Here is an 11,926-nt window from a genome sequence, read left to right on the forward strand (position 1 = left end):
ATCGCTGAAGTGCGTTCAGGAAAGTTCTGTGGGCAAAACCTTACCAAGCGCGGGTCGCCGTTTTATGGTGGTTTGGTCAAGCCTGGTAACGGCTTCGATACAAACCCGAGGGGACAAGCCCGCCCTTACACCGTGGGCCGGTGCCAACCGACATCGGCACCGGGGCGGGCCTGAGGGTCAGGCAATATTATGGGCTGGCGCATCCAGCCCCATGGCGTGAAGACGCGCGTAGTAGCCGTTCTGGGCCAGCAGTTCGCCGTGGGTGCCGCGCTCGACAATGCGGCCCTGGTCCATCACCAGGATCATGTCGGCCTTCTCGATGGTCGACAGCCGGTGCGCGATGACCAGGGTCGTACGGCCTTTCATGACCTGGTCCAGCGCGGCCTGGATATGCCGCTCGGACTCGGTATCCAGCGCCGACGTCGCCTCGTCGAGAATCAGCAGCGGCGCATTCTTGAGCAGGGCCCGGGCAATCGCCAGGCGCTGGCGCTGGCCGCCCGACAGCAGCACGCCGTTTTCACCCACTTCGGTGTCCAGGCCATTGGGCAACTGGGCGATGAAGTCCATCGCATAAGCATCCTCGGCGGCTTTTTCAATGTCCGCCCGGGGCGCTCCCGCCAGGTCGCCGTAGGCGATGTTGTTGGCCACCGTGTCGTTGAACAGCGTGACATGCTGGGTCACCTGGGCGACGTGCCGACGCAGGTTGCGCAGGCGATAGTCTTCGATCTCCACGTCGTCGAGCAGGATCTGGCCGACCTCGTGGTGGTAGAAACGCGGGATCAGGCTCGCCAGGGTCGACTTGCCGCTGCCCGAACGGCCCACCAGCGCAATCATCTGCCCAGGGGCGGCAGTGAAGCTGATGTCCTTGAGCACCTCACGGTCGGCACCGGGGTAGGTGAAGCTCAGGTTGCGCACGTCCAGGCGACCGCTGACACGCTCCTGCTCGACCGTACCGGAATCGATTTCCGGCTCGACGTCCAGTTGCTCGAAGATGCTCTCGGCACCGGCCACGCCTTTCTGGATGGTGGAGCTGACTTCCGAGAGCTGGCGAATCGGCTTGGGCAGCAGGCCGGCGGCGGTGATGTAGGCCACCAGGTCACCGGCCGTGGCGTCGCCGCGCAGGAACAGCACCAGGAACATCAGCGCCGCCATGGCGGTGTAGATCACCAGTTGCAGCATCGGCGTATAGACCGCGCCGGTGCGGGTCATGCGCAACTGCTTATCGGTATTGCCCTGGCTGGCACGGGCAAAGCGTTCTTGCTCGTAGGCCTCGCCACCGAAGCTGCGCACCACGCGATAGCCCTGGATGGTCTCGGACGCGACATGGGTCACGTCGCCCATGGCCACCTGGATCTTCTTGCTTTGCTTGCGAAACTTCTTGCTGGTGCTGCTGACCATGACCGCGATCAGCGGCAGGATCGCCAGCATCACCAGCGTCAGTTTCCAGTTCATCCACACGAGGTACATGAAGAGAAACACCACGGTGAGGCCTTCACGAATCACCACCTTGATGGCGTCGGTGGCGGCCCCGGTGACCATCGTCACGTTGAACGTGATGCGGGAAATCAGGTGCCCGGAGTTATGGGTGTCGAAATAGCGGTTGGGCAACACCAGCAACTTGTTGAACAACTCGACCCGCAAGTCGTGGACCAGCCCCAGGGACACCCTGGCCAGGTAGTAGTTGCCCAGGAACGACCCCAGGCCCTGCCACGCCGCGATCAGGATGATCAGCAGCGGCACCGCCATCAACAGTTTCAGGTCCTTGAGGTAGGGCACGTTAGGGAAGAGCACCGCATCGGGGTTGCTCAAGCCGTCGACGAAATATTTGAGGATCCCGGCCAGCATGGGCTGGGTGGAAGCAAATATCACGAAACCCACGATACTCAGCAGGAAAATGCCCGCGTAGGGTTTGACGTATCCCAGCAGCCGAAAATAGATCTTCAGGCTGGAATCCTGTTCCGCTTTGGGCGGTGCGTCACTCATCGTCGAGCTCACTGGTTAGGAAGAACGCGGAATTTTATCACAGCCGCCGGACTTGGCCCGCGCCCAGGTCAAAACGCCGGCCAGGCCGATCGGCAGCCAGCTGATGAACCATTCGGCGCGTGGCGTTCCGGTGAGGCTCGAGGCATCGAATTGCATCGCCAGGAACGAGAACACCCACATGCCAAGCACGCCCCGGCCCAGCAGGCTGTCCCGGGTTCGCCAGGCTTCACGCAGCACGGCGAACCAGACGATGCACCACAACAGCAGCCCAGGCAAACCGAGCAGGATGGCGATATGACTGAACAGGTTATGGGCGTGATCGAATGTCATGCCGTTGCTGAGCACCCGGTAGTCCGCCCCCGCTCCCAGCCCACCCCATGGGTGTTCAGCGATCATGTGCAGGCTCGACATGAAGATCTCGGGCCGATAGGAAGCGCCGCGCGCCATCACCAGCGGCTCGAGCAGCCAGAAGGTGAACATTGCCAGCACCAGGGTTGCCGCCGCGATCACCCGGGCGCGCTGGTCACGGCAGTAGATCGGCATGGCCAGGACGCTGAGCAGCAACGCCAGCGCCGCACCACGGCTCTGGCTCATCACCACGAACACCCCGAGCAAAGCCAGGGCCACCGCCCACAGCACCTGCAGCCCGATACGCCGAGGCACCCAGTGGAGCATCCAGACTGCCGTCAAACCGATCACGTAGCCGCCCAGGATCGGATGGGACAACTCCCCCAACCCTTCCAGACGGGTATTCCATGGATTGTGCTTGATACCGTAGAACTGGACGATGGCCATCAAGGCCGTCAGCGCAAGCCCCACGCCCCCCCATTGCATCAGGCGCATCACTCGCTCAGGCCGGCCATCGGCAAGAATCGGGAAGAACAACAGGAACACCAGGATATAGAGCAACCGTTTGACTTCCCGCACCGGCTCCGCCGCCTCGGACCAGGCCAGGCTGATCAACGCCCAGGCCATCAATCCCAGCAATGCCGTGTACATCAGGCGCTGCGCGCGCCACACCTCCAACAACCGGTGACGGGCCGGCCAGGCGAAGACGATCGCCGGCAACCAGACGAACGCAACCAACCCCTGTTGATAGACTTTATTGGTCGGTGCCAGGGCTATCGCCAGCAAAAACCATAACAAGCCAAGGGCCAGCCATCCCTGAGCCCAACGTGTTGTGTGCATCTATCGCTCCTAAACGGTCCGCCGGCCAAACCGGCATGGTTAAAACGTGAACTTTTGGGCATCATGGCCCGCCACGGCACCGGTTCTATCAACAAGGTTTCCCTACGATGCAATCCTCACGGCTTCCCCAAGCCGCTTTGAATCAATTGATTGAAGGCGCCAGCATTCTGGAGGCCGACAGCTACGGCCCAAAAGTCTATCTGCTGCAGGATGGGAATATTCTCAAATTGTTCCGCCGCAAGCGGCTTTTTTCTTCGGCTCTTTTACGGCCGTATTCAACGCGATTCATCAATAACGCCGTGCGCCTGCAAAAACTCGGCGTGCCGACACTCCAGGTTCTGGCCTCCTACACTCTGGACAAGCCCGGCATGACGGCCGTGCTGTACCGACCCTTGCCGGGCAAAACCCTGCGGCAATTGTCGAACCAGGAAAATTTCAACTGGCAACAAGCGCTGCCGGCGCTGGTCGAGTTGATCCGCCGCCTGCACACCAGTGGCATCTACTTTCGCTCGCTGCACCTGGGCAACATCGTCGTGACGCCTGAAAACGAATGGGGATTGATCGACGTGGCTGACATGCGCTTCCTGCGCTCGCCGTTGCCTCGCTACCTGGCGCGGCGCAACTTGCAGCATTTCGCGCGTTATATTGCCCGAGAGAACCTGAACGGGAGCTTTCCAATGCAGGCATTGGAAAACGCCCTATTGGCCGCCTGAGATCAATTGCCGGGCCGTCTGGCTGAAACTCAGCCAGGCCTCCTCTGGCGCCAGGGCCTGGTATTGGGCCGCCGCGACCTTATCGACCGGAACCTGCGCAGCCCGGGTGATCGCCTCGCTCCACCCGCCCTCGTCGTTGATCGGCGCATACCAGCCGGTGTCGCCCAACTGCTCCCGGAAAACAGCCAGTTCGCTGGCCAAAACCGGCGTGCCGGCCAGCACCGCCTCCTGGAGAATCAGACCGAGGCCCTCGTCCAGGGACGGGATCAGCACCCAATCAAAGGCCTTGTAGAGCCTGGCGACGTCTTCCAGATGCCCGGTCAGCAAGACCTTGCCAGCCAGGTCCGGCTGGGCCATCCGCGCTTGTAGCGCAGGGCGCCGGGGACCTTCGCCAACGATGACCAGGCGCCAGTCCGGATGGTCGGCCGCCGCCCGGCCAAAGGCCTCGAGCAGGCTGGCGAACCCTTTGTTGCTCACCAACCGCCCCACCGCACCGAACACCCGCCCTCCGGTGCCAGGCAACCCCAGCCGAGCACGTGCCTCTTCGCGCGACAGGAGCGCGGACCGGAAGGCCGCCGGGTCGAAGGCGCTGCGCAGCGCCGTCACCGGGATGCCCAACGTTTGCTGGAGCGACGTTGCCAGGGTCTCGGAGACCGCCGCCAGGGTCAGGCGCGAAACCGGGAACCCGCGCAGCAGCTCCCGGGCCGCGATGCTCAGGCGCGTCGCACCGTGGAAGATCACCACCACACGGATCTGCGGCATGTCCTTGAGAACCGGCAACAGCGCCCGGGCCACGCCCACCCCGTCGAGCAACACCACCCGGGCATCGCTGTCGAGCAATGCCTGGCGGAAACGGCTGTGCATCAGGGGTTTGAACAGGCGCCAGATATGGCGGCCCTTGAGCCGCGCAGAGGTCAGCCTCCATTCACGCGCCGGGCCGACGTCGACCTGGCAGGCCGCTGCCGACCCCTGCAAGAGCCAGGTCTTGACAGGCATCGCCGGCTCCATTCGCGAAAGGATCTGATGATGAACCTTGTGTACCGAAGCGAACGGCGCGCCGCCCGCCCACATGACATTGATAATGCTCATCAAGCCGGAAACCCTTTATCACGGACCGGTATTCGAGCTTTGCAGCGTTCAGTAATTGATAAGCCAGCCAATGCAGACTCCGAGCAAGAGAACCAGGGACAGCTTGACTTGCTCGCGGCGCTGGCGATGTGCCTTGCATTGACGCTCCGCGGGCACTCCACGTGAACCCCGAATCCGGTGTGTAAAACAGCATCCCCTTCCAGCATGACCGCCGTCAAGTTCGGCTGCACATAGCGAAGTGGGCAGGCTTTTCGCCGACGAAGCCGGCAAAGGGGGCGCAACGCCGATCTTCCTTCCACCGCAGGTCCCGGCTGAAGAACAAGCCCGGCCATTGGAGCTGGCCGCAGATCGGCGAACAGCGAGACAAGCCGCCCATGGCTGGACGAGCGGGCCCCGAACCGGATGACAGAACGGGCACCCTCAAATGCCCAGCCGCAGGCGCCATTTTGCCAGCATGCTCAAGGGTGCACGAGGCCGCAGGGGCGGCTCCATTGTTTCAACGATTTTCTGGCCTATGCGGGCAAAACTGAACTGGTCCAGCGCCAACTGCTGGCCATTGCGCGCCACGCGTTTCGCCAACTCGGGATCGGCGCGCAGCCGGGCGAGCTTTTCCTGGAGCTGCGGGATGTCCTTGTACAAGACCACGTTGTGCATGTCTTGTAACCCCAGCGCGCGCGCCTCGTCGGCGCCCTGGTCAAAGGCCAGCAGCACGCAGCCACAGGCCATGGCCTCGAAGTTCTTGATCATGAACTCGCCCATGCCGACATCGGCACTGACGAAAAAGCGGATGCGATTGAGGGTCTCGCAGTACTCCTCGCCGGATTTGGTCCGGGTCACCACCAACGGCTCGACGCGTCCCAGCTCATCAAGCAGCGCCTTGCGGCCACTGTAGGCGACGCTGTTGGTGCTGCCGACGAAGGCCAGCTCGATATCCCGCTCCCGGCCCCGGTCCTGCAACAACGCCTGATCGTAGCCCTTGGGCACGAACACCGCGTCGAAGCCTTCGCCACGCAAGCGTTCGGCGACCATGAAGCCGGAACTGATCACTCGCACCCAGGGCAGTTGCCGGTAATGCGCACTGAACTTGCCGGTGTACTTGCACGGGATGTAGTTCTGGTAGGCGTCGTGTTCGAGGATCACCAGGTTAGGGATCGTGCGGATGAAGGCGACCTGGCGGATTTCCTGCTTGAAGCGCAGGAAAAACACGATCCGGTCATAGCGCGACACCTCCACGTGGTGGCGGAAGTATTTGCGCAGGTTGCGTTGCTCCTGGCTGTCGAGCCAGCGCAGGTCACACTCGCAATGAGCGGCCACGCCTTCGTAGAGTCGGTCCAGGATGGCCCGCTGCTCTTTCTGCACCAGAAATAGAACTTTCATCGTCTTCCTTGCGGCAGCGAACGACTTGATGGATGACCGGGGACACCGGCGCGCCATCGCGCACGGGCACCCCGCGTTGGGCCCTTACAGTCGCCAGAACAGTTCATGGCGACGCACAGCCTTGCGAAAGAATTCGTTCTCGCCATACACGGAGCCCTTGCGCCCCGCCAACAGGCGTTGGATGCCACGACGCAGGCGGCGCTTGAACGGCGCGCGTGGCTGCAGGTCATGCATCATGCCCAGCGCCATGGCCTTGTCGCGCTGGTCGGCCAGCGCCAACGGCAGGCTGACCGGTTCCATTGGCCCGGCTGACTCGAAACACGGCGGCAATGCAATGCCGCTACCGGCATCGCCCATGGGCCAGCGATCATTGTCATGCAGGTGATTGGCGTAGCCCAACACGGTGCCGGGCTGCCACTCCAGGCCTTCAAGGGCTTGCCGGACGGCATGATGGGCGCAGAGATGGTCGGGGTGTGGGTCCAGGGTCGGGTGCGGCAACACAATGACCTCGGGCCGCGCCATCAGCAACAACGCGCGCAAGTCGGCCAGCAGGTTGTTCCAGGTCGGTGCACCGTCGGTATCGCCGGGCAGGACAACAGGGTTGAGCTGGCGCAACGGCCGCGTATCGCTCAGGTCTGCCTCACGAGACCCCTGGGGCTGGCTCGGCGCGGCCTGCATGGCCGCCAGTTGCAGGCAGAAGTAACCCAATTGCACGCAGTGCTCTTGCGGTACCCCGGCCCAGCGCGGCACGGCGATGCTATCCCAGGCCCGCAGGCGCCCCTTGAGCCGCGCCGCCTCGACACGGTCCAGCCCCATCTGCTGATAATGCTCGGCTTCGATTTCACCGGCGGTCAACGTCACGATCCAGGCTTCGTCGGCCCGGCTGTACAACCCATAGGCCGCCAGTTCCGCATCGTCGGCATGGGGGGCGATGACCATGACGCGCCGGTGCTGCAATTCAGGCGGCGTGAACGACCAGAGCGTCGGTTCGCCCAGCAAGCGGCAGAAACGCCCGCGCAGGCGCAACTCACCGCGGGAAAGCGCAGGGCCCTGCTCGCTGAGGTTCAGGTAGCGCAGGCCGTTGACGCCGCGCTCGAACGTTTGCCGATCCGGGCAGTCGCCGCCCGACAGTTCGACGACCGGGTCGAAAAACCGCCCCAGCCAAGCACTCTTGACCTGCAAGCCGAGGACCAGCGTCGCACCATCGTCCAGGATAACCCCGTCATCCAGCCGCAGCCGACCGGCGTTCAGGTGCACCTTCGGTTGCTGGGTGAACGGCGGGAAGTTGTACTGGTAGTCGTCCTTGGGCGAGTAGAACAGATGGTCGGCGAACCAGGCCTCATGGGCGACCCAGCCCAGCACCGCCAGCACCAGCGGCAGCCACCAGGCCACCAGCACGCCAAGCAGGACCAGCACCACCAGGGCAAGCAGCAACCCCACGCGCTTGTTGCGGCGGTGACGCTTGAGCAACTGCTGCTTGCGACTCATCGGTGGGTTCATACGGTAAAGACCGGCACAGGGTTGCACCAGCGATCCTTGTATTCGCGGTCCGCGCGGCCGAAGGAAAAACGCAACGGCTTGCCCGCGGCCCGGGCATGTTCCCAGGCACTTTGGGTGTTGAGGAAACTCAATACGCTGCCGGGGCTGAATTCACGGGTCTGCGGATCGACGCCACCGTTGATGTACTCGACGCTGATCCACTCGGGTGCTTCCACGCGGTACACCAGTTGAATGGCGATCGGCGCATCATTGAGGAAAATCACCGAACCGATCAGCCACTCGCGCAATAACTCGATCACCTCGCCCATGCGCTCGGCCCCGGTGGCCGCAAAGCCCCAGCGACGCAGGAACAGATCGCAATAGATCGAGGCCAGGTCCGCACTGGAAAACGCTTCGACAGGTCGTACCACACCGCCCGCCTCTTCCAGCAGACGCAGCTCACGGCGCTGGTTGTAGCGAAATTTCTTGGACAGCTCTTCCGGCGTGCGCGCCATGGCCAGCTGTTCCGACTGCAACTTCAAGCCACTGAAGCGGCCCTCATTGAGCGCCGACAAATAGCGCGCGCGATGGCGCAGGGGCGCCTGGGCATCAGGGGCCGCCGGCAGAATCAGCTCGGCGTTGCCCAGGTCGAACAGGCCCTTTTTGCCGTTGCGCTTGAGCACGTCCTTGGACAACGCCAGGTCTTGCCCCCAGGTCGCAATGGCCGCCTTGAGGTCGCCATCGTGTTCGTAGGCCAGGTAGCGCACGGCAATCCCGGCCAGGCCTGCCAGGCGTTCGACCACGAGTGGATGGGTGGCGACGCTGCCGCCGTAGCGGTGCCAGGCCTGGGCGTAGATCGACGCGTCTACAGCCGTCCAGCCGCGCTCGCGCCAGCCTTGGAATCGGTTGAGCATCAGGCCCTCGGCGCCAGTTCGATGACTTGAGGCAAGCGCCAGAAGGTGTCGCGTACGGCGCGGTCCGAAAAGCGTTCGCGCAAACGGTCGAACATCAACTCGGCACACTGGCGACGCTGGTGCTCGTCCATGGCCGCCAGGTGTTGCAGCCCCTGGGCCATGTGCTCGGCATCGCCCAACGGGAACAGGATGCCCACGCCTTCGACCACTTCCTTCGCGCCGCCGCACGCCGTGGCCAGCAGCGGAACGCCGGCGGCCATGGCTTCGAGCAGCACCATGCCGAATGGCTCATGGTCGGAACTCAGGGCAAACACATCGAACGCACGGAAATAACGCCGCGCCTCGGGCACCTGGCCAAGCAGCAGCACGCGGTCGGCAATGCCCAACTCCAGCGCCAGCGCCCGGAGGTCCTGCTCCAGGCGGCCCTTGCCGAGGATCGCCAACTGGCTGTTGGCCGGCAGATACGCCAGCGCGGCGGCAAAGCCACGCAGCAACGTAGCCTGGTCCTTGTCCGGGTGCAGGCGACCGACGTTGCCGACAATCCAGGCGTCCTTGTCCAGCCCCAGAGTCTGCCGCGCGTCATCCCGGGCAAGCAGGGCTGCCTGTGAGGCTTGAAGGTCGATGCGGTTGTAGAGGGTCTGGATCCGGGCCGCCGGCCATGCCGGCAAGCAGCGGCGCATGTCGTCACGCACCGCATCGGAAACCCCGAGCAGACTCAGGCGCTTGCGAAAAAGATGGGCGAACAGCCGGCGCGTACGCCGCTGGTAGTCACCAAAGGCGTGGTGCACGCCGATCACCGGCAGGCGGGTGCCCAGTAGGGCGATGTAAATGGGTTTGAAGCGATGGGCAATGCAGAAACTGAAATTGCGCGACGCGGCGATCTTGCGCAGGTCGGCGATGGCGCCCAGCTTCAGGCCGCGAACAGCGCTGGAGCTGTACTCCATGAACAGCACCTCGTCCGAGGCGCAACCGGCGGCGACCTGTGCATCCGCCGCCCCCGTCAGAAACACCGTGGTCACGCGATAGCCGGTGCCGGCGAACAAGCTGGCGTATTGACGGGCACAGTCGAGGAACGGCCCGTCATAGCCGTGGCAGAACTGCAGCACATGTCGCTCAGCCGAGCGTGTCATAAGCGTCCACGCCGTCTTTGACCACCAGAATGTCTTCCATGATCAGGTACTGCAGGTCGGAACCATAAAACATGTTCAACGCATCGGTCGGCGAGCAAATCATCGGCTCTCCACGACGGTTGAGCGAGGTGTTCAGGGACACGCCGTTGCCGGTCAGCACTTCCAGGGCCTTCATCATGTCGTAGTAGCGCGGGTTGTATTCGCGCTTGAGCACCTGGGCCCGGGAAGTGCCGTCTTCATGGACGACTTCCGGCACGCGGGTTTTCCATTCCTCGGCCACTTCGAACGTGAAGGTCATGAACGGCGCCGGGTGGTCGACCTTGATCATCTGCGGTGCAACGGTGTCGAGCATCGACGGGCAGAAAGGCCTCCAGCGCTCGCGGAACTTGATCTGCTCGTTGATCCGGTCGGCCACGCCGCTGGCGCTTGGGCAACCGATGATCGAACGACCGCCCAAGGCCCGTGGACCGAACTCCATGCGCCCCTGGAACCAGGCCACCGGGTTGCCGTCGACCATGATCTTGGCGATGCGCTCCGGGGTGTTGTCGATCTTGCGCCATGTCGGCTTGCTCGGATGACGAGCGCACGCGGCGATCACGTCTTCGTTGCTGTAGGCCGGGCCGAGGTAGACGTGTTCCATCTTCTCCACCGGCACGCCACGGGCATGGGACACGTAGGCCGCCGCGCCCACCGCGGTGCCGGCGTCGCCGGAAGCCGGTTGCACGAACAGTTCCTTGACGTCGTCGCGGGCGATGATCTTCTGGTTGAGCTTGACGTTCAGCGCGCAGCCGCCAGCGAACGCCAGCTTGCCGGTTTCCTTGAGCACGTCGCCCAAGTAGTGGTCGATCATCTGCAGCGCGAGCTTCTCGAACAGCGCCTGCATGCTGGCAGCGTAGTGAATATATGGCTCGTCGGCGATGTCGCCTTCACGTTTCGGGCCGAGCCATTCGATCAGCTTCGGCGAGAAGTAGAAGCCCTTGCCCTTCTCTTTATAGCGGCGCAGGCCGATCACGTTGGCGTAGTCGGTGTTGATCACCAGCTCGCCGTTCTCGAACGAGGCCAGGCGCGAGAAATCGTACTTGGTGGCGTCGCCATACGGCGCCATGCCCATGACCTTGAACTCACCGTCGAGCATTTCAAAGCCCAGGAATTCGGTGATCGCGCCATACAGGCCGCCGAGGGAATCCGGGTCGTAGAATTCCTTGATCTTGTGGATCTTGCCGTTTTCGCCGTAGCCAAAGAACGTGGTTGCGTATTCGCCTTTGCCGTCGATGCCCAGGATCGCGGTTTTTTCCTGGAAACCCGAGCAGTGATAGGCGCTGGAAGCGTGGGCCAGGTGGTGCTCGACCGGCTCGATCTTGATCTTTTTCGGATCGAAGCCCAGTTGCTCCAGGCACCAGACGATCTTGCGGCGATAGCGCTTGTAGCGACGGTTACCCATCAAGATCGCGTCGAGGGCACGGTCCGGGGCGTACCAGTAGCGTTTGGCGTAGTGCCAGCGCGCTTCGCCGAACAGGCTGATCGGGGCGAAGGGGATCGCCACCACATCGACGTCGGACGGTTTGATACCGGCCTGTTCCAGACAGAACTTCGCCGACTCGTAGGGCATGCGGTTCTTTGCATGTTTATCGCGTACGAAGCGCTCTTCCTCGGCCGCCGCGATCAGCTTGCCGTCGATGTACAGCGCTGCGGAAGGATCATGGCTAAGGGCGCCGGACAGGCCAAGAATCGTCAATGCCACAGGGTCTAGCCTCTTTTCTGCATACGGGCGACAAGCGCCGCGAAAAATGAATGTGCCGCTCGCCGGGGCGTAGGGCAGCTAAAGGGCGGGATTATAGCGTAAAAGCGCGGGTAAGCCTCTAGCGGTGAATGGCAGGCGTCCATCCAGCCTATTGAGCTGGCTAAGCGTCGCATCCGTGGCGAGGGAGCTTGCTCCCGCTCGGCTGCGCAGCAGTCGTAGAGTCTGCCCAGTTTTTTCTGGCGCACCGTGCCGACTGGCTTTGGGGCTGCTGCGCAACCCAGCGGGAGCAAGCTCCCTCGCCACGGGTTCGCC

At 63.2% G+C, this 11,926-nt stretch carries 9 protein-coding genes; 1 reads left to right on the plus strand and 8 read right to left on the minus strand.

Features of this window, described 5'->3' with window-relative positions:
- Positions 1-177: 177 nt before the first annotated feature.
- Together VM99_05540 and VM99_05545 are read right to left on the minus strand one after the other, a co-directional pair.
- A complete protein-coding gene (locus VM99_05540; GenBank protein ID AKJ97542.1) occupies positions 178-1,983 on the minus strand; it encodes a lipid transporter ATP-binding/permease in 1,806 nt (601 codons plus the stop codon).
- A gap of 15 nt (positions 1,984-1,998) precedes the next feature.
- Entirely contained in the window at positions 1,999-3,171 is a 1,173-nt protein-coding gene (locus tag VM99_05545; GenBank protein AKJ97543.1) for a polymerase, read from the minus strand.
- A 107-nt stretch (positions 3,172-3,278) separates the two neighbouring features.
- Between VM99_05545 and VM99_05550 the strand changes: the two genes are divergently transcribed.
- Positions 3,279-3,884 carry a toluene tolerance protein gene (locus VM99_05550; protein ID AKJ97544.1) on the plus strand — a complete coding sequence of 202 codons (606 nt, stop codon included), beginning with the start codon at positions 3,279-3,281 and terminating at the stop codon, positions 3,882-3,884.
- Here the strand turns inward: VM99_05550 and VM99_05555 are convergent.
- From VM99_05555 to VM99_05580, 6 genes are all read right to left on the minus strand, one after another.
- On the minus strand, positions 3,870-4,973 hold the full coding sequence (locus VM99_05555) for a glycosyl transferase (GenBank protein AKJ97545.1): 1,104 nt from the start codon (positions 4,971-4,973) through the stop codon (positions 3,870-3,872). The genes VM99_05550 and VM99_05555 overlap by 15 nt on opposite strands.
- 420 nt (positions 4,974-5,393) lie before the next feature.
- Positions 5,394-6,350 (minus strand): glycosyltransferase, encoded by a 957-nt coding sequence (locus VM99_05560; protein AKJ97546.1) that lies wholly within the window; start codon positions 6,348-6,350, stop codon positions 5,394-5,396.
- An 84-nt stretch (positions 6,351-6,434) separates the two neighbouring features.
- On the minus strand, positions 6,435-7,838 hold the full coding sequence (locus VM99_05565) for a GlcNAc-PI de-N-acetylase (protein ID AKJ97547.1): 1,404 nt from the start codon (positions 7,836-7,838) through the stop codon (positions 6,435-6,437).
- Positions 7,839-7,846: 8 nt separating this feature from the next.
- Positions 7,847-8,743, minus strand: coding sequence for an acetyltransferase (locus tag VM99_05570; protein AKJ97548.1), 897 nt, complete (start codon positions 8,741-8,743; stop codon positions 7,847-7,849).
- A complete protein-coding gene (locus VM99_05575) occupies positions 8,743-9,873 on the minus strand; it encodes a glycosyl transferase (GenBank protein AKJ97549.1) in 1,131 nt (376 codons plus the stop codon). Before VM99_05575 ends, VM99_05570 begins: the two co-directional genes overlap by 1 nt.
- Positions 9,857-11,614, minus strand: coding sequence for a carbamoyltransferase (locus VM99_05580; GenBank protein ID AKJ97550.1), 1,758 nt, complete (start codon positions 11,612-11,614; stop codon positions 9,857-9,859). Before VM99_05580 ends, VM99_05575 begins: the two co-directional genes overlap by 17 nt.
- Positions 11,615-11,926: the final 312 nt, after the last annotated feature.

This window comes from Pseudomonas chlororaphis, from assembly GCA_001023535.1.
In the GTDB taxonomy this organism is placed as follows: Bacteria; Pseudomonadota; Gammaproteobacteria; order Pseudomonadales; family Pseudomonadaceae; genus Aquipseudomonas; species Aquipseudomonas chlororaphis_E.